24 protein-coding genes are annotated in these 20,275 nt (G+C 75.8%); 12 read left to right on the forward strand and 12 right to left on the reverse strand.

Going from position 1 to position 20,275, the window contains the following annotated elements; all coding sequences use genetic code 11:
- Positions 1 to 51: 51 nt before the first annotated feature.
- Positions 52 to 939, forward strand: a complete 888-nt coding sequence (gene sepH, locus FN207_RS08055; RefSeq protein ID WP_142457855.1) for a septation protein SepH — start codon at positions 52 to 54, stop codon at positions 937 to 939.
- Positions 940 to 1,021: 82 nt separating this feature from the next.
- A complete protein-coding gene (locus tag FN207_RS08060; RefSeq protein WP_110907700.1) occupies positions 1,022 to 1,495 on the forward strand; it encodes a YflT domain-containing protein in 474 nt (157 codons plus the stop codon).
- Here FN207_RS08060 and FN207_RS08065 read toward each other — a convergent pair whose 3' ends face one another.
- Positions 1,496 to 2,296, reverse strand: a complete 801-nt coding sequence (locus FN207_RS08065; protein WP_142457856.1) for a TrmH family RNA methyltransferase — start codon at positions 2,294 to 2,296, stop codon at positions 1,496 to 1,498.
- A gap of 51 nt (positions 2,297 to 2,347) precedes the next feature.
- Between FN207_RS08065 and FN207_RS08070 the strand changes: the two genes are divergently transcribed.
- From FN207_RS08070 to FN207_RS08090, 5 genes are all read left to right on the forward strand, one after another.
- A complete protein-coding gene (locus FN207_RS08070) occupies positions 2,348 to 3,313 on the forward strand; it encodes an NAD(P)/FAD-dependent oxidoreductase (protein ID WP_246065868.1) in 966 nt (321 codons plus the stop codon).
- The gene (locus FN207_RS08075) at positions 3,314 to 4,351 is read left to right on the forward strand and encodes an ABC-2 transporter permease (protein ID WP_142457860.1); all 1,038 of its coding nucleotides are present in this window, start codon (positions 3,314 to 3,316) and stop codon (positions 4,349 to 4,351) included. It begins immediately after the preceding gene.
- A gap of 68 nt (positions 4,352 to 4,419) precedes the next feature.
- Positions 4,420 to 5,142, forward strand: a complete 723-nt coding sequence (locus FN207_RS08080; protein WP_142457862.1) for an ABC transporter ATP-binding protein — start codon at positions 4,420 to 4,422, stop codon at positions 5,140 to 5,142.
- A complete protein-coding gene (locus FN207_RS08085) occupies positions 5,139 to 5,915 on the forward strand; it encodes an ABC transporter permease (protein WP_221888096.1) in 777 nt (258 codons plus the stop codon). Before FN207_RS08080 ends, FN207_RS08085 begins: the two co-directional genes overlap by 4 nt.
- A 59-nt stretch (positions 5,916 to 5,974) precedes the next feature.
- Positions 5,975 to 6,535, forward strand: a complete 561-nt coding sequence (locus tag FN207_RS08090) for a TetR/AcrR family transcriptional regulator (RefSeq protein ID WP_142457863.1) — start codon at positions 5,975 to 5,977, stop codon at positions 6,533 to 6,535.
- Here FN207_RS08090 and FN207_RS08095 read toward each other — a convergent pair.
- A complete protein-coding gene (locus FN207_RS08095) occupies positions 6,532 to 7,344 on the reverse strand; it encodes a thioesterase family protein (protein WP_142457865.1) in 813 nt (270 codons plus the stop codon). The genes FN207_RS08090 and FN207_RS08095 overlap by 4 nt on opposite strands.
- 28 nt (positions 7,345 to 7,372) lie before the next feature.
- Here FN207_RS08095 and FN207_RS08100 point away from each other — a divergent pair, with 28 nt between their 5' ends.
- Positions 7,373 to 8,341 (forward strand): aldo/keto reductase, encoded by a 969-nt coding sequence (locus FN207_RS08100; RefSeq protein WP_142457867.1) that lies wholly within the window; start codon positions 7,373 to 7,375, stop codon positions 8,339 to 8,341.
- 17 nt (positions 8,342 to 8,358) lie between these two features.
- On the opposite strand, the gene FN207_RS08105 is transcribed toward FN207_RS08100, so the two are convergent.
- From FN207_RS08105 to FN207_RS08135, 7 genes are all read right to left on the reverse strand, one after another.
- A complete protein-coding gene (locus tag FN207_RS08105) occupies positions 8,359 to 9,294 on the reverse strand; it encodes a hypothetical protein (RefSeq protein ID WP_221888097.1) in 936 nt (311 codons plus the stop codon).
- Positions 9,291 to 9,668, reverse strand: a complete 378-nt coding sequence (locus FN207_RS08110; protein ID WP_142457868.1) for a hypothetical protein — start codon at positions 9,666 to 9,668, stop codon at positions 9,291 to 9,293. The genes FN207_RS08105 and FN207_RS08110 overlap by 4 nt, the downstream gene beginning before the upstream one ends.
- A gap of 823 nt (positions 9,669 to 10,491) precedes the next feature.
- Positions 10,492 to 11,067 (reverse strand): RNA 2',3'-cyclic phosphodiesterase, encoded by a 576-nt coding sequence (gene thpR, locus FN207_RS08115; RefSeq protein ID WP_142458159.1) that lies wholly within the window; start codon positions 11,065 to 11,067, stop codon positions 10,492 to 10,494.
- Positions 11,064 to 11,474, reverse strand: coding sequence for a hypothetical protein (locus tag FN207_RS08120; protein WP_142457870.1), 411 nt, complete (start codon positions 11,472 to 11,474; stop codon positions 11,064 to 11,066). Before FN207_RS08120 ends, thpR begins: the two co-directional genes overlap by 4 nt.
- A 68-nt stretch (positions 11,475 to 11,542) precedes the next feature.
- The gene (locus FN207_RS08125) at positions 11,543 to 12,880 is read right to left on the reverse strand and encodes an MFS transporter (RefSeq protein WP_142457872.1); all 1,338 of its coding nucleotides are present in this window, start codon (positions 12,878 to 12,880) and stop codon (positions 11,543 to 11,545) included.
- On the reverse strand, positions 12,877 to 13,311 hold the full coding sequence (locus FN207_RS08130) for a MarR family winged helix-turn-helix transcriptional regulator (protein WP_185938245.1): 435 nt from the start codon (positions 13,309 to 13,311) through the stop codon (positions 12,877 to 12,879). The genes FN207_RS08125 and FN207_RS08130 overlap by 4 nt, the downstream gene beginning before the upstream one ends.
- Before the next feature lie 29 nt (positions 13,312 to 13,340).
- On the reverse strand, positions 13,341 to 14,864 hold the full coding sequence (locus tag FN207_RS08135; protein ID WP_142457874.1) for an NCS2 family permease: 1,524 nt from the start codon (positions 14,862 to 14,864) through the stop codon (positions 13,341 to 13,343).
- A gap of 101 nt (positions 14,865 to 14,965) precedes the next feature.
- On the opposite strand from FN207_RS08135, the gene FN207_RS08140 reads away from it, so the two are divergent.
- Positions 14,966 to 15,202 carry a DUF2530 domain-containing protein gene (locus FN207_RS08140; RefSeq protein ID WP_246065872.1) on the forward strand — a complete coding sequence of 79 codons (237 nt, stop codon included), beginning with the start codon at positions 14,966 to 14,968 and terminating at the stop codon, positions 15,200 to 15,202.
- On the opposite strand, the gene FN207_RS08145 is transcribed toward FN207_RS08140, so the two are convergent.
- On the reverse strand, positions 15,199 to 15,993 hold the full coding sequence (locus FN207_RS08145) for a DUF3027 domain-containing protein (protein WP_142457876.1): 795 nt from the start codon (positions 15,991 to 15,993) through the stop codon (positions 15,199 to 15,201). The genes FN207_RS08140 and FN207_RS08145 overlap by 4 nt on opposite strands.
- 101 nt (positions 15,994 to 16,094) lie before the next feature.
- Here FN207_RS08145 and FN207_RS08150 point away from each other — a divergent pair, with 101 nt between their 5' ends.
- Positions 16,095 to 17,816: an MFS transporter gene (locus tag FN207_RS08150; RefSeq protein WP_246065874.1), complete on the forward strand. Its 1,722-nt coding sequence runs from the start codon at positions 16,095 to 16,097 to the stop codon at positions 17,814 to 17,816.
- The gene (locus tag FN207_RS08155; RefSeq protein ID WP_246065876.1) at positions 17,813 to 18,304 is read left to right on the forward strand and encodes a DUF2771 family protein; all 492 of its coding nucleotides are present in this window, start codon (positions 17,813 to 17,815) and stop codon (positions 18,302 to 18,304) included. Before FN207_RS08150 ends, FN207_RS08155 begins: the two co-directional genes overlap by 4 nt.
- Here FN207_RS08155 and FN207_RS27505 read toward each other — a convergent pair.
- Together FN207_RS27505 and FN207_RS08165 are read right to left on the reverse strand one after the other, a co-directional pair.
- Positions 18,301 to 18,696 carry a cold-shock protein gene (locus tag FN207_RS27505; RefSeq protein WP_093584334.1) on the reverse strand — a complete coding sequence of 132 codons (396 nt, stop codon included), beginning with the start codon at positions 18,694 to 18,696 and terminating at the stop codon, positions 18,301 to 18,303. The two genes, FN207_RS08155 and FN207_RS27505, sit on opposite strands and share 4 nt — an antisense overlap.
- Positions 18,697 to 18,833: 137 nt before the next feature.
- Positions 18,834 to 19,403, reverse strand: a complete 570-nt coding sequence (locus tag FN207_RS08165; protein ID WP_142457877.1) for a nucleotidyltransferase family protein — start codon at positions 19,401 to 19,403, stop codon at positions 18,834 to 18,836.
- Positions 19,404 to 19,474: 71 nt separating this feature from the next.
- Here FN207_RS08165 and FN207_RS08170 point away from each other — a divergent pair, with 71 nt between their 5' ends.
- Positions 19,475 to 20,242 (forward strand): endonuclease/exonuclease/phosphatase family protein, encoded by a 768-nt coding sequence (locus tag FN207_RS08170; protein WP_142457879.1) that lies wholly within the window; start codon positions 19,475 to 19,477, stop codon positions 20,240 to 20,242.
- Positions 20,243 to 20,275: the final 33 nt, after the last annotated feature.

Consider the following 20,275-nt stretch of genomic DNA (forward strand, 5'->3'; position numbering starts at 1 on the left):
GTCCCGTGTCGCCGGGACCGTCCGCCCGTCCCGTCGTCGAAGGAGGTTCGCGTGCGCACGCTGCGTCTCGTGGGCCTGTCCGAGGACGGCAAGAGCCTGGTCCTCACCATCGACGGCGGGGACGGCACCGACGACGGCGAGCGCTTCGAGCTCCCGGTCGACGACCGGCTGCGCGCGGCCGCCCGCGGGGACACCCGCCGGCTGGGCCAGATGGACGTCGACAGCGGCCTGTCCCCGCGGGTCATCCAGCAGCGGATCCGCGCCGGCGAGACCCCCGAGCAGGTCGCGGCGAGCTCCGGCACCCGCGTCGAGCGGATCATGCGCTTCGCCCACCCGGTGCTGCAGGAGCGCGAGCGGATCGCCGACCAGGCCCGCGAGGCGCGCGTACGGCTGTCCGAGGGCACGCCGAGCGTCCCGCTGCAGCAGTTCATGGCCGAGCGGCTGCGCCTGCTCGGTGCCGACCTCGACGCCGTCCGCTGGGACGCCGCCCGCTCCGACGACGGCACCTGGGTGGTGACGGCCGCCTGGCGGGCCGGCACCAAGGAGGGCACCACCCAGTGGGCCTACGACCTCGCCGGCCGCGCGGTCAGCCCGCTCGACGCCGCCACCCGCGACTTCGCCGAGGGCACCCGGCTGGTCCGCGTCGTCCCCGGCGTGCCCGCCGAGCGGCCGGTGCTGCCCGTGCACCGCAGCGCCGCCACATCCGACCGCCCCGCCACCGAGCGTCCCGCTCCCGAGCGCCCTGCTCCCCCGGCCGCCGAGGAGCCCGCGCGCCCGGCCCCGGCCGAGCGGCGCACCGACGTGCCCGACGACGAGGACGTCTCCGAGCACGACACCGTCGTCCTGCGGACCGGCGAGACCGACGGCGAGGACGAGGACCCGCGCGCCCGCGTCCCGGCATGGGAGGACATCGTCTTCGGGGTGCGCCGCAACCGCTAGCCTGGGTGTGACCGATCGGACGTGTCCAACCGATCGGCCCGGGTACCTCCACCCGACCGGGAACGCGGAAGTGGAGAGAGCCATGTCGATGTCGGTGTCCATGCCCCTCGGGGGCGTCCAGGTCGGGTCCTACGACAGCTACCAGCAGGCGCAGGCCGCGGTCGACCACCTCTCCGACGAGAAGTTCGCGGTCGAGAACGTGACGATCATCGGCTCGGACCTCAAGATGGTCGAGCGGGTCACCGGCCGGCTCAACTGGGGCCGCGCGATCGGCGCGGGCGCCGCCGGCGGCGCCTGGTGGGGCCTGTTCGTTGGCCTGCTGCTCGGGATCTTCGCCTCGGACGGGACCAGCTGGTTCAGCTCGGTCCTCACCGGCCTGCTGATCGGCCTGGTCTTCGGTGCGCTGTTCGGCGCGATGGGCTACGCGGCCACCCGCGGCCAGCGGGACTTCACCAGCGTCTCGCAGGTCACCGCAAGCCGGTACGACGTCATGTGCGACCCCTCGCGCGCCGAGGAGGCCCGCGCCATCCTCGCCCGCTGGTCCCTGCGGAACTGATCACCGCAGGGTCGCGAAGGCGACCGCCGCGGCCGCCGCGACGCCGAGGGAGTCGACGCCGGCGCGCATGGGGATCCGGGCGCGCACCCGGGCCGCCGCCTGTGCCTCCGGGGTGAGCCCGGGTCCCTCGGCGCCGAGCAGCACCGCGGTGCGCGGGTGCGCCCGCGGGTCCACCTCGGTGAGGTCGACGGCGTCGGGCGCCGGCGTGAGGGCCACGGTGAGGTAGCCGGCGTCGTGCAGCCGGGACAGCCCCCCGGGCCAGTCCGGGAGGACGGCGAACGGCAGGGCGAGCACGTGGCCCATCGAGACCCGCACCGCGCGGCGGTAGAGCGGGTCGGCGCAGCGCGGGTCGAGCAGCAGCCCGTCGACGCCGAGGGCCACCGCCGAGCGGGCGATCGAGCCGAGGTTCTCCGCGTCGTTGAGCGCCTCGAGCACCGCGAGCCGCCGCGGCGCCGCCGGATCGGGCCCGGCGAGCAGGTCGCCGACGTCGGCCGGGGGGCGGCGGTCGGCCGAGGCGAGCACGCCGCGGGTCAGCCGGAAGCCGATGAACTCCGACAGCGCCCACTTGTCCATCTCGTAGGCCGGCACGTCAGCGGGCAGGTCGAGGTCGGCCAGCCGGCCGGGCACGCCGAGCACCGCGCGCACCCGGTAGGGCGAGGCCAGCAGCCGCTGCACCGCCGGGACGCCCTCGACGATCACCGGGCCGGTCCCCCGCTCCCGTCCCGCGGGGCGGTCGCCGGCGTGCAGGTCGCGGAAGTCGGCCACCCGCGGGTCGGCGACGTCGGAGATCGGCTCGGGCACGCCGACGATCCTCCCCGAGCGCCGCGGCCGTCCTGCCCGCAGGATCCAGTGGTGCCCAACTCAACCGTCGTCGTCGGAGCCGGCATCGCCGGGATGGCCTGCGCCCGGGCGCTCGCGGCGGCGGGCGTGCCGGTGCGCGTCCTCGACCGCGGGCGCCGTCCCGGAGGCCGCATGGCCTCCCGCACGCTGGCCGGCCGGGTCACCGACCTCGGCGCCTCGTACGTCACGGCCCGCGACGGCTCCCCGTTCGCGGCCGTCGTCGACGACTGGGTGGGCCGCGGGCTGGCGCGGCCGTGGACCGACACCTTCGCCGTCGCCGGGCCCGACGGGCTGCGGGACACCACCAGCGGCCCCGTCCGCTACGCCGCGCCGGGCGGCCTGCGCTCGCTGGTCGCCGACCTCGGCACCGGCCTCGACGTCGTCCAGGAGTCCGCGGTGCGGCGGGTGGAGCCCGGCCCCCGGGTGGACGGCGCGGAGGTGGCCGCCGCCGTCCTGGCGCTGCCCGACCCGCAGGCCCGCCGCCTGCTGCCGCCCGACCTCGCCGGCCGGTTGCTCGGCGGGGAGGACGAGCACCCCTGGCAGCCGACGCTGGCCGTCGCGATGGGTTGGGACGAGCGCCGGTGGCCGGCCGACCTGCACGGCGCGTTCGTGAACGACGACGTCGTCGTGGAGTGGATCGCCGACGACGGCGACCGGCGCGGCGACGGCGCCCCGGTGCTCGTCGCGCACACGACGCCGGGCATCGCCGCCGCGCACCTCGACGACCCCGACCGCGCGGCGCCCGAGGTCACCACCGCCGTCCGCCGTGCGCTCGGCATCGACACGCCGCCGGCGTGGACGCACGTGCACCGCTGGACCTTCGCCAAGCCGTCGGCCCCGCGCGAGGCGCCCTTCGGCCTGGCCGGCGGCGTGGGCGTGTGCGGCGACGGGTGGCGGGCGCCGTCGAAGGTGGAGAGCGCCTGGACCAGCGGGCACCTGCTGGGCACCGAACTGGGCACCGGGCCCGGCAGCCGCTGAGTGCCCGCGGGTCTCGCCCCTCCTCCCGGCCCGGCCGACCAGGCGGCCGAGGAGGAACGCTCCGACGGCTCCCCCGCCAGGGCCGCCCTGCGCGGTATCGGCCTGCCCGCGGTCGTGGCGGTCGCGGTCGGCACGCTGCTGGTGGTCGTCTACCTGGCCGCCTTCCCCACCGCCGCGCCGCACGACCTGCCCGTGGGCGTCGTCGGCCCGGCCGCCGTGGTCGACGACGTCCGGGCGGCGGTGCAGGAGGCCGCGCCCGGGACCCTCCGGCTGGTCGGCCTGCCCGACGCCGCCGCGGCCGAGCGGGCCGTCACCTCCGGCCGCGTGTACGGCGCGCTGGTGCTCGACGGCTCGCCGCCGCGCCTGCTCGTGGCCGGCGCGCACGGCCAGGCGGTGACGCAGGACCTGACTCGGACCCTCGGTCCCGTGGTGGCCGACCGCACCGGCGCGCAGCCCGCCGTCACCGACCTCGCGCCCCTGGCGGCCGGCGACCGGCGCGGGCGGGCCGTCGACCACACCACCTTCGGCGTCGTCCTCGGCGGCTTCCTGTTCGGCATCACCAGCTACCAGGTGGCCCCGAAGCTGCGGCTGCGGCTGCGCCTGCTCAGCGCGGTCCTGTTCGCCGTGGCGGCCGGCCTGCTCGGCGCCCTGCTGGCCGGACCGGTGACGGCGGCCCTGCCCGCCGGGTTCTGGCCGGTGGCCGGGATCGTGGCCCTGCTGGCGCTGTCCTGCGGAGCGGCGGCCGCGCTGGCGCTGCGCCTGCTCGGCGGGGCCGGCACCTTCATCGCCACCGCCGTGCTGCTGACCCTCGGCGCCGCCACGAGCACCGGCAGCTTCCCGGCCGAGTACCTGCCCGGCTGGCTCGAGCCGCTCGCCTCGGTCCTGCCCCCGGGCGTGGCCGTACGGGCGCTGCGCGGCCTGGCCTACCTCTCCGGCGACGGCGTGGCCCGCGCGGTCTGGGTGCTCGGCCTCTGGTGCGTCGTCCCCCTGCCGCTCATCGCCCTCGCCGACACGGTCGCCCGCCGCCGTCGGCATTGACGGGGCGGACGGAACTCATCTACCGTTGAGTTCATCAGGCGTTGAGTTCTCAGCCCTCGGAGGTTCCCGTGGCCGACGCCGTCACCGTCACCGATCTCGTCGTCGAACGCGGGCGGCGCCGGGTCCTCCACGACCTGTCGTGCGCCGTCCCGGCCGGGCGGGTCACCGGCCTGCTCGGTCCCAGCGGCAGCGGCAAGACCACGCTGATGCGGGCGCTGGTCGGCGTGCAGCGGGTCCGCTCCGGCGAGGTCACCGTCCTCGGCGAGCCCGCGGGCTCCCCCGGCCTGCGCGCCCGGGTCGGCTACGTCACCCAGTCGCCGAGCGTCTACCCCGACCTCAGCGTCCGCGAGAACGCGCGCTACTTCGCCGCCCTCTACGGCCGGGGAGCCCGGGCGGCCGACGACGCGCTCGCCGCCGTCGGGATGACCGACGCGGCCGGGCAGCTGGTCGCCGACCTCTCCGGTGGGCAGCGCAGCCGCGCGTCGCTGGCCTGCGCGCTGGTGGGCGAACCGGAGCTGCTGGTCCTCGACGAGCCGACCGTCGGCCTGGACCCGGTGCTGCGCGTGGACCTGTGGGACCGGTTCCACGCGCTGGCCGGCGCCGGGACGACGCTGGTGGTCTCCAGCCACGTCATGGACGAGGCCGGCCGGTGCGACCGGCTGCTGCTGCTGCGGGAGGGCCGGCTGCTGGCCGACCTCACGCCGGGCGAGCTGCGCGCCGACGCCGGCACGCACGACCTCGAGGAGGCCTTCCTGACGCTGGTGCGGCGCGGCGAGGAGGTGGCGGCATGAGCGCCGCGACCGCCGTCCTGAACCCCCGGCTGACCGCCGCCACCACCGGGCGGGTGCTGCGGCAGCTGCGGCACGACCACCGCACGATCGCGATGATGGTGCTGCTGCCCAGCCTGCTGCTCGGGCTGCTGTACCTGCTCTGGCGCGACGTCCCGTCCCTGCCCGGGCAGCCGTCGGTGTTCGACCGGGTCGGGCTGACGATGCTCGGGATCTTCCCGTTCGTCGTGATGTTCCTGGTCACGAGCATCGCGATGCTGCGCGAGCGCACGTCCGGCACGCTGGAGCGGCTGCTCACCACCCCGCTCTCGCGGCTGGACCTGCTGCTGGGCTACGGCCTGGCCTTCGGGGTGGCCGCGGCGGTGCAGGCCCTGGTCACGGTGACCGTGGCGACCACGGTGTACGACCTCGAGGTCGCCGGGTCGCTGTGGCTGGTGGTCCTCATCGCCGTCGTCGACGCCGTCCTCGGGGTGGCGCTCGGGCTGCTGGCCAGCGCGTTCGCCCGCAGTGAGTTCCAGGCGGTGCAGTTCATGCCGGTGATCGTGCTGCCGCAGTTCTTCCTCTGCGGGCTGCTGGTCGCCCGCGAGCAGATGGCCGGCTGGCTGCAGGCGGTCAGCGACGTGCTCCCGCTGACCTACGCCGTGGAGGCCCTGCAGGAGGTCGGGCGGTCGGCCGCGGAGACCGGGACGATGTGGCGGGACGTCGGCGTGGTGGCCGGCGCGGCGGTGCTCGCCCTCGCCCTGGCGGCGGCGACCCTGCGGAGGAGGACCAGCTGAGCGAGGCACGCCGACGGCCCTCCGGCCGTCGCCCCGGCAACCCGGACACCCGGGAGGCGGTGCTGGCCGCGGCCCGCACCGCCTTCGCCGAGCGCGGCTACGACGGCGCCTCGATCCGCGCCATCGCGACCGCCGCGGGCGTGGACCCCGCGCTGGTGCACCACTACTTCGGCACCAAGGACGCCCTGTTCCTGGCCGCGGTGCAGCTGCCGGCCGATCCCGACGACTTCCTGCCCGAGGTGCTCGCCGCGCCGCCGGACCAGCTCGGCGCCGCCGTCGTCCGCACGGTCCTGCGGGTGTGGGACGGGCCCGCCCGGCCGGGCATCCTGGCGCTGGTCCGCTCGGCGGTGAACCACGAGTGGTCGGCCCGCCTGCTCCGCGAGTTCGTCCTGGCGCGGATCATCCGGCGGGTGGTCGGCACGCTCGACATGCCGGTGGCCGAGCGGGAGGCGCGCGGCGCGCTGGTCGCCTCGCAGGTGATGGGGCTGGTCATGGCCCGCTACGTGCTGCGGCTGGAGCCCCTGGCCTCGGCCCGCCCGGACGACGTCGTCGCCGCGGTCGCGCCGACCCTGCAGCGCTACCTCACCGGCGAGGTCGACCTCTCCGGCCGCCGGGACTAGCGGGCGACCCGGGCCAGCTGCCGGGCCTGCGCCACCAGCCGGCCGGTGGAGTCCCAGATCCGGCACTCCTCGTCCGACCAGCCGCCGGCCACCTCCGTCGAGCGTGACTCGACGACGCACCAGCCCGGCGCCGGCAGCCCGCGGACGAGCACCTGCAGCTGCACGGTGGGCGCCCAGCCCGGCTTACCGACCGCGAACGCGGTGGGCGGCAGCGCGTCGGCGAACAGCAACAGCGCCAGCGGGTCGGGGTCGCGGCCGTCGGCCAGCCGGATCCACGCGCGCAGCAGCCGCACGTCCGAGGGCCGGCCGAGCGTCCAGCCCGCCGTCGCCGGGTCCAGCCGGGTGTCGAGCTGCCGCGCCAGGCCGACCGCCGGGCCGCCCTCGCTCGTCCGGGTGGCCACGCACGCGTCGGGGCCGGGCAGCTCCGGCGCCGGGTTGACCGTGTAGTCGGCCCGGTCGGTGCCGAGGGTCGCCGTCGTCACCTGGACGGCGAGCGAGGGGCCGGCCGCGCCGCTGAGCAGGACCGTGGAGTGCGCCAGCGTCCGCCCGGCCGGGCCCGCGGTGACCGTGAGGTCGGCCGGCCCGCCCGGGGTGGCGCGCAGGTAGCTCGCCGACAGCGCCACCGGGTGCGGGTGGGGGCTGTCCAACAGCGCCGCCCGCGCGACGACGCCGAGCAGGTAGCCGCCGTTGAGGACGCCGTTGCCGACGTCCCAGCCCGGGTCGAGGTCGGCGCGGAAGCCACCTCCCTCGGTACGGGTGACGGCGGTGGCACGGTCGAAGGCGGAGATCTCGGCGTCGGTCTGCGGCACGCCCGACAGGGTGCCAGGGTGCTCAGGCGTGGAGTACACACACCTCGGACGCAGCGGTCTGTCGGTCTCGCGGCTGTGCCTCGGCACCATGAACTTCGGCTGGAAGACCGAGGAGGCACCCTCGCACGCGATCATGGACCGCGCCCACGCCGAGGGCGTCAACTTCTTCGACACCGCCAACGTCTACGGCTTCGAGGCCGGCAAGGGCCGCACCGAGGAGGTGCTCGGCACCTGGTTCGCGCAGGGCGCCGGCCGACGGGATCGCACGGTCCTGGCCACGAAGGTCTACGGCGGCATGTCCGACTGGCCCAACGACACCTTCCTGTCCGCCCGCAACATCGTGCGCGCGTGCGAGGCCTCGCTGCGGCGCCTGCAGACGGAGTGGATCGACCTCTACCAGTTCCACCACGTCGACCTCGCGACGCCGTGGGACGAGATCTGGCAGGCCTGCGAGACGCTCGTCGCCCAGGGCAAGGTGCTCTACGTCGGCTCGTCCAACCACGCCGCCTGGCAGCTCGCCGCGGCCAACGAGGCCGCCGCCCGCCGGCACTTCCTCGGCCTGGTGAGCGAGCAGTCGCACTACAACCTGCTCACCCGGCACGTCGAGCTGGAGGTGCTGCCGGCCGCGCGGCACTACGGCATCGGCGTCATCCCGTGGAGCCCGCTGGCGCAGGGGCTGCTGGCCGGCGTCCTCGGCGACCAGCAGGGCGACCGCCGGCACGCCGACCGCAACCGCGACCGCATCGAGCAGCACCGCCCGGCGCTGCAGGCCTTCGAGGACGCCTGCCAGGACTGGGGCCTGGCCCCGGCCGACGTCGCGCTGGCCTGGCTGCTGCACCAGGACGGCGTCACCGCCCCCATCGTCGGCCCGCGCACGGTCGGGCAGTTCGAGGGCTCGCTGGCCGCGCTCGACGTCCAGCTGGAGCAGGCCCAGCTCGACCGCCTCGACGAGGTCTTCCCCGGCTTCAGGGCCGCCCCGATGGAGTACGCCTGGTGACGGCGGAGAGCCCGTCGTCACGGAGGGTCGTTCACGAAGCGGAACTGCAGCCGCACCGAGTCGTCCATGGGCACCACCAGGGTGGAGTTGCTGGCGTCCCACGTCTCGGGGACGAGGAACAGCCGGTCCTCGCCCTGGATCAGCAACCGCAGGTCGCGGTACCGGTAGCGGAACGTCTGCCCCTCGTTCGGCGGTAGCGCCGACTCGCGGACCCCGTACGAGGTGAGGTTCAGCCGCTCGGTGGTGTCGAGGATGACGGCCGGGAGGCGGTCCAGGTGCCGCGCCACCTCTCGCGCCGCGCCCCGGCCGGACCACTCCGCGAAGGTCGCCGTCGCCCAGAAGACGCTGACCACCAGGAGCACGGAGAGGACGACGGTCACCAGCCCCGACGGCGGCTGCCCCGGCTCCAACGACCGTGCGATCCGCCGTCCGTAGAGCGCGAGCCCGGTGCCGGCCGCCATGAGCAGCGGCGTCACGAGGGTGTAGTACGCCCAGTCACCCCACAACGGGAAGGCGAGGAGGAGCAGGACACCGACGAGCAGCAGAGCGTCTCCGGCGAGGACGACGGCGCGCGCTCTCCGGCTCCCCCGCTGCACGCGCTGCCGCCCGGTCGCCGCGACCTTCGGATCGGCGTCCTTCGCTTCGGTGAGAGCGGCCTGCACCCGGCGGTGCACCCGCTCGTGGACGACCGCGACGACGACGGCCAGGAGCGCCAGGACCAGCAGCGGGGTCAGCAGCGGCTCCGGGCTGCGCATGACGTAGTCCTGCGTGCTCAACCCGATCGTGTCGACGTCGACGCCGAAGTACAGGTACCGCGCCCGCGAGGAGGCGTAGCCGAAGTAGAAGAGCAGCGCGGTCAGGACGCTGAGCGGCGCGACGACCTGAGCCACCGATCCCGCGACCTGCCCGAACCGGCCGAGGGCCGTGGCCGGGTCGGGCGGCGGGGAGGTCATTCCCCCGGCTCAGGCGGGTCGAGTGGGATGTCCTGGTCGTCGGTCTCGATGCCGACCGCCAACTCGTCGCACTCCGCCTTCGACATCCCCGGGCACTCCACACGGCCGTCGAGTGACAGCGTGGAGTCCGGCTCCTCGACCACGTCCCCACCCTCAGGAACGTCGCTGCCCACATAGCTCACGGCGACGACGCAGACGGCCGCGTCCTCGTTGTCGGCGGTGAAGACGAACCCCGGCACGCACGGCTTGCCCCCGGAGCACCCGCCCTCTTGCACGTCCCACAGGTCCGAGGAGGTGGAGGCACCGGTGACCGTGATCGTCACTCCGGATGGGATGGCGGACGATTCCGTCGCGTCGCCTCCCAGGTAGTTCACGACCACACATTGGTCGGCATCGCTGCCTTCAGGGTCGTCGTCGCCTCCACCGATCGGCAGTCCGACCGCTTCGACCTCAGGCTTCTCCTCTGCCGGCGGCTCCGGGGCCTCCGGGCCTGTCTGCTCGGGCGGCGGTGGCGGCGCTCCCGGCTCGGGCGGGGGCTCCGCTGGCGCAGGCGGTTGCGGAGGCGCTGGAGGCGGCGGTGCCGGGGGATCCGGGGTGCTCGGCGGGGGTGCCGGCGAGTCCGGTGTGCTCGGCGGGTCGACGGGGGGCGCAGGTGCCGGGGAACCAGGTCCGGACGGCGGGTCCGCCGGAGCCTCGGGTGCTGGAGAGCCCGGGTCCTCCGGGGGGTCACCCGGCGGCGGCGCCGGGGAGTCCGGATCCTCCGGGGAGTCACCCGCCGGTGGCGCCGGGGAGTCGGGTCCGGTCGGCGGGTCCGCCGGCGACTCGGGTGACGGTCCGGTCGGACCCGGTGCGGGAACCGGTTCGACCGACGTCGTGGGGGCGGGCGCGGCTCCTGCGTCGCCGTCGTCCCCACCGCCGCAGCCGGCGACGGCCACCAGCACCACCGCAGCCCCGGACACCAGCCTGATGCGCGACCTCGACATGCGATCACCTCGGCCGTAGCCGCCGCACTCCTGTCGGAGCACCGGCCCGGCGGCCGACGCCCAGGGCGTGCGGATCCCCGGCCTCGAGCGCCGTGTTCTCGCGGACGAGACCGTCCATGTTGCGAGCGGGACCACGCTAGGGACGCGCCTGGTCGGGCGCAACACTCGGTACGCCACCGGTGACGGTGCGGTGACGCCAAGCCCCCGGTGGAGGTCAGGCCCGCGCCGAGGGAGCACGCGTGGTGAAGGTGGCGACCACCGTGTGCCGGCCGGCGGTGCTGCGCACCAGCGTCACCTCGCGCAGCGGCCAGTCCGGCCCGCGGTAGCCGCCCAGCCGCTCGGGCAGGTCGCCGTCGGCAGGCCGGCGCGGGTGCCAGCGGCCGAGGGTCAGGTGCGGGCGGAACGGCCGGTCCTCCACCGGCAGCCCCAGCCCGCGAGCGGCCTCGGCCAGCCTGCCGGCCAGCCCGGTGAGGACGGCGACGTCGCCGTCGAGGCCGGCCCAGCACACCTGCGGGCGGCGCCGCGGGCCGAACCGCCCGGCACCGGCCAGGCGCAGGGTCGCCGGCGGCGTCGGCGCGACGGCGTCCCCGACGGCGGCGGTGAGGCCGGGCAGCAGCCCGGGCGGCACGGCGCCGAGGAAGAGCAGGGTGAGGTGCCAGCGCGCCGGGTCGCCCCAGCGCGGGGCACCCGGCGCCCCGCGCAGTGGCTCGAGGGCCGCCGCCAGGTCGGCACGGGCCGGTGCGGGCGGGGCCACCGCGACGAACAGCCGCAGCGGCGCCAGCTCGCTCAGCGCACCACCAGGCCGGCGTCGGACAGCGCCGTCTGCAGGCGCAGCCGCTCGACGTCGCGGGCGAAGCCGTGCGGCACGGTGCCCAGCGCGTGCGGCAGGGCCAGCAGCGCGGCGGCCTCGGTGAGGACGTCGTCGTAGGCGGCCTGCAGCCCGCGGCGGCGCACCTGGGGCGCGCCGGCCGGCACCGTGTCGAGCTGGCGGCCCAGCCGGCGCACGTCGGCGGCGACGGCCTCCACCGGCCGGGGCGCGGCGGGCGCGGGCACGTCCCCCTCGCGGGCTCGGCGGCGGGCGCGGAGGTCGAGCACGAGCTGCCCGGAGAAGAGGCGGAACAGCAGGCCGAGCGCGGCGAAGGCGCCGACGAGCATCGCGGTGATGCCGGCGAGCTGGAGCAGGGCGGAGGTCATCATCGGCACTCCGTGGGAGCGGGGTGGCCGCGACGGTACGTGCCGGCACGGGCCGCCGCCAGATGTGCCGGTCAGCGCCCCGCGGCCTGCTCCCCGCGGACCTCGCCGACGTGCAGCAGCAGCCGCGGCGGGACGACGTGGGCCTCCAGCCGCACCCGCCGTCCGCGGGCGAGCCACAGCCCGGCGAGGGCACCGGCCACGACGACGACCGCCCCGCCGAGGATGAGCCCCCACGGCGCCCCGAGGTGCTCGGAGACCCAGCCGATGAGCGGCGCGCCCAGCGGCGTGCCACCCATGAAGCACATGAAGTACAGCGCCATCACCCGGCCGCGCATCTGGGGGTCGGCGCCGAGCTGCACGAAGCTGTTGTTGGCCACGCTGAAGACCAGCGCCGCCGCGCCGGTGGGCACCAGCAGGACGGCGAAGGGCAGGAACCCCGTCGTCAGCCCGCACGCCACGGTGAGCAGGCCGAAGAGCACCGCCGAGGTGACCAGGAAGCGCTGCCGCGGGCGGGCGCTGCGCCGGGTGGACAGGAACGCCCCGGTCAGCGACCCGACGGCGAACGTCGTCGACAGCAGCCCGAACGCCTCGGCGCCGAGGTCGAAGACCTCGCGGGCCATGAGCGCGATCGTGACCTGGAAGTTGAACCCGAAGGTGCCGATGACGAAGGCCAGCACCATCGCCAGCCGCAGGTCGGGCCGCGCCCAGGTGTAGGCCAGTCCCGCGCGCAGCTGGCCACGGGCGCGCGCCACCGGCTCGCTGCGCCGCAGCTCCTCCGGCCGCATGAGCAGCAGCGCGGCGATGGTGAACGCGAAGCTCCCGGAGTTGACCAGGAACGCCGGCGCGGTGTCCCCGCCGGAGGCGCCGATGAGCAGCCCGGCCAGCGCCGGGCCGACCAGCCGCGCGCCGTTGAAGATCGTCGAGTTCAGCCCGACGGCGTTGGCCAGCAGGTCGCCGCCGACCAACTCCGAGACGAACGCCTGGCGCACCGGGACGTCGATCGCCGAGACCGACCCCAGGCCCGCGGCCAGCACGAACACGTGCCACAGCGCGACGGTGCCGGTGGCCACGAGCAGACCGAGGCCGACGGCGAGCAGCCCCATGAGCACCTGGGTGACGACGAGGACGCGGCGCTTGTCGTAGCGGTCGGCCAGGACGCCGCCGTACATGCTCAGCAGCAGCGACGGCCCGAACTGCAGGGCGGTGATCAGGCCGAGGGCCACCCCGCTGTCGCCGGAGAGCTGCAGCACCAGCCAGTCCTGGCCGATGCGCTGCATCCAGGTCCCGGTCAGGCTGACCAGGTTCGCCGACGCGTAGAGCCGGAAGTTGTGCACGTGCAGGGAGCGGAACGGGCTGCGCCCACCGGCCGTCGGCTCCCCTCCCGTCGGGTCAGCGGCCGTGGATGTCACCCACCGGCGAGCTCCTCCATGATCGCGGCGGCCTCGCGCAGGGTCGCGCGCTGGTCCGGGGTGAGCCGGTGCAGCTGGCTGGACAGCCAGGCCTCGCGGGCCCGGGCCTCCTCGTCCAGCAGCGTGTCGGCGGCCGGGGTCAGCTCGATGACCACCTGCCGGCCGTCGGTCGGGTGCGGCGTGCGGGTGACCAGGCCCATCCCCTCGAGCGCGACCACGACGCGGGTCATCGACGGCGGCTGGACCCGCTCGTGCGCGGCCAGCTCCCCGGGACTCATCGGCCCGTGGCGCTGCAGCGTGGACAGCGCCGCGAGGTGGGTGAGCGTGACCGAGGTGTCGACCCGCTGGTTGCGGATGCGGCGGGAGAAGCGCATGACCGCCAGCCGGAGGTCGTGGGCGAGCGCTGCGGTGTCCAGCGTCGACCGTGTCACGGCGGCAGCCTACCGGTGGTTAGCCGGGCTCAGAACAGTTGCTGGAGCGGCTCCAGCGCGAAGTAGACGACGAACGCCGCGGCGATCACCCACATCAGCGGGTGCACCTCGCGCCGGCGGCCCACCGCCGAGCGCAGCAGGACGTAGCTGACGACGCCGGCGCCGATGCCGTTGGTGATCGAGTAGGTGAACGGCATGAGCGCGATGGTGAGGAAGGCCGGGATGACCAGGGACATGTCGTCCCAGGTCAGCGTGCGGATCTGGCTGATCATCAGCGCGCCGACGATCACCAGGGCGGGCGCGGCGGCCTCCGAGGGCACGACCTGCACCAGCGGCGTGAAGAACATCGCCAGCAGGAACAGCACGCCGGTCACGACGCTCGCCAGGCCGGTGCGGGCGCCGTCGGCGACACCGGAGGCGCTCTCGATGTAGGTCGTGTTCGACGAGACGCTGGCCGCGCCGCCGGCCGCGGCGGCCAGCGAGTCGACCAGCAGCACCGGCTGCGCACCGGGCAGGTTGCGGTCCTCGTCGAGCAGGTCGCCCTCGGCGCCGACGGCGGTGACCGTGCCGACGGTGTCGAAGAAGTCGGCGATCATGATCGAGAAGACGATGAGCAGCGCGGCGACGACGCCGATGCGCTCGAAGCCGCCGAACAGCGAGAACTGCCCGACGATCGACAGGTCGGGGGCGCTCACGACCTCGGCGGGGAGGGTGGGCACCTGCAGCGCCCAGCCGCGCGGGTTGGACCCGTCGGGCGTGCGGGCGCCGACGCCGGCCACCGCCTCCACCACGATCGCCAGCACGGTGGAGACGACGATGCCGATGAGCAGCGCGCCGCGGACCCGCCGCACCACGAGGACCGCGGTCAGCAGCAGCCCGACGACGAAGACCAGCAGCGGCCAGCCGGCGAGCTGGCCGTTCACCCCGAAGCTGATCAGCGGGTTGCCCGGGCGGATGACCCCCGCGTCGGCCAGGCCGATGATCGTGAGGAAGAAGCCGATGCCGACGGCGATCGCCGTCTTCAGCTGCGGCGGGATGGCCTCGAACACGGCCTTCCGGAAGCCGGTGAGCACCAGGACGGTGATCAGCAGGCCCTCGAGGACGACCAGGCCCATGATCTCCGGCCACGTCAGCTGGGTGGCGGCGAAGACGGCGACGATCGCGTTGATGCCCAGGCCGGTGGCCAGCGCGAAGGGGTACCGGCCGACGACGCCCATGAGGACGGTCAGCGCACCGGCGACCAGCGCGGTCACCGCCGCGACGGCACCGAAGGGCAGCGTGGCGCCGGTGACGTCGGTGCCCGACAGGATGATCGGGTTGAGCACCACGATGTAGGCCATCGTGAAGAAGGTGGTCAGCCCGCCCCGGACCTCGCGGCCCAGCGTGCTGCGCCGGGCGCTGATGCCGAAATAGCGGTCCACCCCGTTGCGCGGCCGCACCCGGGGGCCGGGGCTGCGCCGCGGCCGGGGGGCACCCGCGGCGACGTCGGCCGGCGTGTCCCCGGCGGGAACGGCCGCGCTCGCGCCGCGGGCGGGACGGGACTTCTCGGGCATGCGGGCTCCTGCTGGTGCCGGGTGACGAGCGGCGACAGAGTGCCACACCGCCCGCGAGCCCCCGCGCCGGTCTGGGCGGTTCGCCGCCTAGTGTCGGCCGCGTGTCCCGGCCCTCCGCACCCGGCTCCCTGAAGCCGGCCCCTCCCCCGCTGCAGGTCGACACCGCCCGCGTCGTCCTGGCCGGAGCGGCGCTGTGGGCCCTCGCGCTCGTCGTCCTGCTGTTCCTCGGCGACCGGGTGGACCGCGCCTGGACCTGGACCTGCGTGGTCGGCATCGTGCTCGCCGCGGTCGGCCTGGCGGTCATGCGCTGGCAGGGCCAGCTCGGGCGCCGCCGTTAGTCGGTGAGGACGTCGAAGTCCGCGGTGTCGTAGCGGGCCGACGTCACGACCTCGGCCGGCTCGCCGACGGCGAGGGTGGCCTGGCTGTGCGCGCCGCAGCCGTAGTCGACGGCGACCACGCGGCCGTCGGCCGGTGCGTACTCGTTGCCGCACGCGCCGAGCAGCCCGCGCAGCGAGCCGGCCAGCGGGAGGAAGAAGCCGCACGTGCCGCACGGGCCGGGTGCCGAGCGGGCCATCGCCGAGCGCGGGCCGAAGTCGCCGGCCAGCCAGCGGGCGACCGCGGAGCTGCGTCCCTCGCGGGACATGACCCGCTCACGGCCCAGGCCGAGCTCGGTCGCCAGCGCCTGCGCCTCGGGGTCGGCCGCGGCGTCGTCCTCGGCGGTGTAGGAGGGCACCAGACGCGGGTCGTCCTCGGTGGCCGGCAGGACGTCGCCGACCGACAGGTCGCCCGGACGTAGCCGCTCGTGCCACGGCACCCAGGCCGGCGCGAGCAGCGCCGCGTCGCCGGGCAGGAGCACGACCTCGTCGACGGTGACCTCGTCGCTGCCCGGGACGCGCGCCAGGGTGACCGCCCAGTGCCAGCCCACGTAGCCCGGCAGCCGGCTGGCGAAGGAGTGGGTGACCACCTCGCCGAGGACGGCGGGACCGCCGTCGGCGTCCCCGATCGGCTCGGGCCCGGCGCCGAGGTGCTCGCCGACGACCGCGGGGTCGCCGGCGGTCTCCTCGGCAGTGGCACGGGCGAGGTCGACCGCGCCGGTCAGCACGTCGCTCGGGACGGAGTCGGCAGTCACGGCGTCATCGTCCCAGACGCACCGCACCGGTAGGCGCGGCCGGGCGACCCGCGTGATCACGACTCCCCCGGACTCCCAGGCCGGTACGGCACCATGGAGCCGTGCCGTCCTCGCGTCCGCCCGGGTCCCGCCGGGGCCCGCTACGCCGGTCGCGGCAGGAGCCGGACTCCCCCGACCGGGTCGACACCGCGCCCCTGGAGATCCCCCCGCCGGGGACCCAGCCGCAGGCCGCGGCCCCGCCGCCGTACCCCGCGTACGGCGCCCCGCCCCCCGGCTACGGCCCGCCGTACCCCGCGTACGGCCCACCGCCCGGCTACGGGCCGACCACCGTCCCGGCTCCGCGGGCGCTCCCGCCCGGCTACGCACCGCCGCCGGTGCCGCCGCCCGCCGCCCCGGCGCCGGAGACGCCCCCGCCCGACGGGGCGGCGCAGCCACGGGTCACCGTCACCCGGGTCGCCGTCGCCCGGACCAGGGAGCTGACCGGCGCGACCGTCGCCCGGGTGCGCGCCGCCAGCCGCGCCGACGGCGCCGCCGAGAGCGGCCTGACCCACCTGCTGTGGGTCAACGCCGTGCACATGGCCGGCGACGCGATGATCGCCGTCTCGCTGGCCGGCACGCTGTTCTTCGCCGCCGCCTCCGACGCCCAGCGCGGCAACGTGGCGCTGTACCTGCTGGTCACGATGGCGCCGTTCGCGGTGGTGGCGCCGGTCATCGGCCCGCTGCTCGACCGGCTGCAGCGCGGCCGCCGCTGGGCCCTCGGTGCCGCGGCGCTCGGGCGCGCGGTGCTCGCGCTGGTCATGGCCGCCCACCAGGACGACTGGTGGCTCTACCCCGCCGCACTCGGCGTCCTGGTGCTGTCGAAGGCGCACAACGTGCTGCGCGCCGCCGTCGTCCCGCGGGTGCTGCCCGGTGCGATGTCGTTGACGTCGGCCAACGCGCGACTGTCGGTGTTCGGCTTGGTCACCGCGGGCGTCTTCGGTGCGATCGGCGCCGGGCTGGCCTGGGCGTTCGGGTTCGCGCCGCTGCTGTGGGTGACCGCGGTGGTCTTCCTCGTCGCCGCGGTCCTCGCCGTCCGGCTGCCCCGCCACGTCGACGTGCCCACCGGCGAGCAGCCCGCCGACGTGCTGAGCACCGGCCCGGTGCCCGCGACCGGCCGGCGCCGGCGGCCGGTCAACCCGCACGTGGTGCTCGCCCTGCGCGCCAACGCGGCGCTGCGCGGCCTCGGCGGCTTCCTGACGATCTTCTCCGCGTTCTTCGTGCAGGCCACCGTCGAGGGCGGCTGGGAGGCCACGCTCGCCCTCGGCGCGATCGCCGGCGCGGCCGGTGCCGGCAGCGTGCTGGGCACCGGCATCGGCTCGCGACTGCACGCCGCCGACCCCGACCGGATGGTCGTCTGGGCGGCCGGTGCCGCCGCCGCGGTCACCGTCCTGGCCGCGGTGTTCTTCGGCCTGGCCACCGCGGCCGTCGTCGCCGGGGTCTCCGCCGTGGCCAACGCGCTGGGCAAGGTGGCGCTCGACGCGATCATCCAGCGGGAGGTGCCCGAGAGCCTGCGCGCCTCGGCGTTCGCCCGCTCGGAGACCGTGCTGCAGCTGGCCTGGGTCTTCGGCGGCGCCGTGGGCATCGCGCTGCCGCCGATCGGCTGGCTGGGCTTCACCGTCGCCGCCGCGTTGCTGGTGCTCGCCGTCGGGCTGCTCCTCTGGACGCCGCGCCGCCGGCGGTGGGCGCCGGTCGACCCGGCCGCACCGACCGTCCCGGGCACCTACGCGGTCCCCGACGCCGCCGTCCCCGACGCCCCGACCGTGCCGGAGGCACCCCGCCCGTGAGCAGCCTGTCCCGCGCCGCCGCTGCCCTGCTGGCCGGCGCGCTCCCCGCCGTGCTGGCCGGGTGCGGCGGTGGCTCGCCGTCGGCTCCCGACGCGCCCCCGGACGTCACGGTGGCCGCCGGCCCGCAGGAGGTCGCCGTCCAGCCGACCCAGTACTGCGGGTCCGGCGAGGGCCTGCGCTACGACGTCACGCCGCCGGTGGTCGAGGTCTCCCCCGACACCCCGATCGCGCTCACCGTGCCCGACGACGTCGCCGCCCACGGCTGGAGCGTGCAGGTCTTCGACGAGCGGCTCGAGGAGAAGATCGGCGAGGTCGACGTCGAGGTGGGGACGACGACGTTCGACGGCATCAACAGCTCCGACGTCGTCCCGCCGGCGTACTACCTCGTCGTCGTCGAGGACGCCCACGGCGAGTGCCTGCTGACCGGCTCGTGGCCGGTGGGCTTCCTCCGCGCCGGCGGCGAGATCGGCGCCGACCCGACGGGTTAGGCCTCCAGGTCGCCGGCGACCGCGCGCAGCACCGCCGCGACCTTGCGCGACTCGGCGCGGTCGGGGTGCCGGCCGCGGCGCAAGCTGTTCGACACGTCGTCGAGCAGCTTGATGAGGTCCTCGATGATCGGGACCAGCTCGTCGGGCTTCTTGCGGTTGGCCGCGGCCACCTTCGCCGCCACCGACGGCAGCGGGTCGAGGACGCGCACCTGCAGCGCCTGGTCGCCGCGGCGGCCGGCGACGATGCCGAACTCCACCCGCTGGCCGGGCTTGAGCTCGGCGGTGCCGGAGGGCAGGGCGTCCTTGTGCACGAAGACGTCGGGCCCGTCCTCGCGAGAGAGGAAGCCGAACCCCTTCTCGGGGTTGAACCACTTGACTCTGCCGGTGGGCACGGTGAGATCCCTCGGTCGCTGCTGGCTGTCCCGGCACGGGTGCCGGCGGACGGCGGCACGGGAGCGCCGCTCGCTGCCAGGTTAGCCGTCCGGCGCACCCCTATTGAGCGGGTGCCGCCCGCGTCCGGGCGCGCGGATCAGCTGCCCGCGACCTCGCGCTCGACGACTCCCAGGCGCCCCAGCAGGTCGAGGAAGACGACGGCGAAGTCGTTGTCCGCGATCTCGCGCTCCACCGTGGCCCAGTCGACCTGCTCGCGCAGCGCCCGGGCCACCGGCAGCAGGCGCGAGAAGTCGCAGTAGTGCTCGTCGAGCGCCATGAGCTTGGTGACCAGGATGTCGGTGGCCGCCAGCACCGGCATGTGCACCGAGAGCACGGGCATCTGCTCGGCCCGCTCGATGAGGTCGCTCTCCACCGGGTGGCCGCAGGTGCGCCAGAGGACGTCGACGAACGAGTTGCCCTGGACGACCTTGGTCAGCCAGTCCTCGGCCGGGTCCTCGACCTGCAGGCCCGCGTCGGTGAGCACCTTGACCGCCCGCTCGGCCTCGTCGTCGGGCACGAGGAAGTCGGCGTCGTGGTCGGGCTCGGGGGCGCCGCGCACCCACGCCGCGTAGCCGCCGCAGAGGGCGAAGGGCACCCCGCCCTCCTTGAGGGCGACGGCGGTGCGCTTGAGGAGGTCACGGATCTCGTCGCGGTCGGAGGGCTGCACGGGGCGCTGCTACCCGGCACTCGCCGCCTCATGCACGGGTGAACCGGCGCCGGCCGGGGCACGGGGACAGCGTGCGCATCGCGACCTTCAACATCCTGCACGGGCGCTCACCGGAGGACGACCGGGTCGACGTCGACCGGCTCGCCGCCGCGGTGAAGACGCTGGACGCCGACGTCCTGGGACTGCAGGAGGTCGACCGGGACCAGCCCCGCTCGATGAACGCCGACCTCACCGCGGTGGCCGCCGAGGCGATGGGTGCGGTCGACTCCCAGTTCGTGGCCGCGCTGGCCGGCACCCCCGGTGGCACGTGGATGGCGGCCACCGGCGAGGAGCAGCCCGGCTCGGCCAGTTACGGCATCGCGCTGCTCTCGCGCTACCCGGTGGTGTCCTGGCGGGTGGTGCGGCTGCCGGCGCTGCGCGGGCGGGTGCCGGTGTGGTTCCGCGGCGCGCGGGCCCCGAAGCTGGTCGGCGACGAGCCGCGGGTCGCCGTCGCCGCGGTCCTCGACGGGCCGTCCGGGCAGTTCACCGTGACCTGCACGCACCTGTCGTTCATCCCGGGCTGGAACTCCCTGCAGCTGCGCCGGCTGGTGCGGTCGCTGGCCGGCACCCGCGAGCCGCTCGTCGTCCTGGGTGACCTCAACATGGAGCCGCGCCAGGCCGCCCGGGTCAGCGGGCTGCGGTCACTGGCGGCGGGGCACACCTTCACCGCCGACGCGCCCACCCGGCAGCTGGACCACGTCCTGGGCCGCGGCCCGGTGGCCGCCACGGGGCCGGGCGAGGTCGTGCGGCTGCCCCTGTCCGACCACCGGGCGCTGGTCGCGTCGTGCGAGGTCGGGTGACGCGGTTGGCGTCGTGACAGTGCCGGGTGTCAC

Source organism: Geodermatophilus aquaeductus, from assembly GCF_900182545.1.
Lineage (GTDB): Bacteria > Actinomycetota > Actinomycetes > Mycobacteriales > Geodermatophilaceae > Geodermatophilus > Geodermatophilus aquaeductus.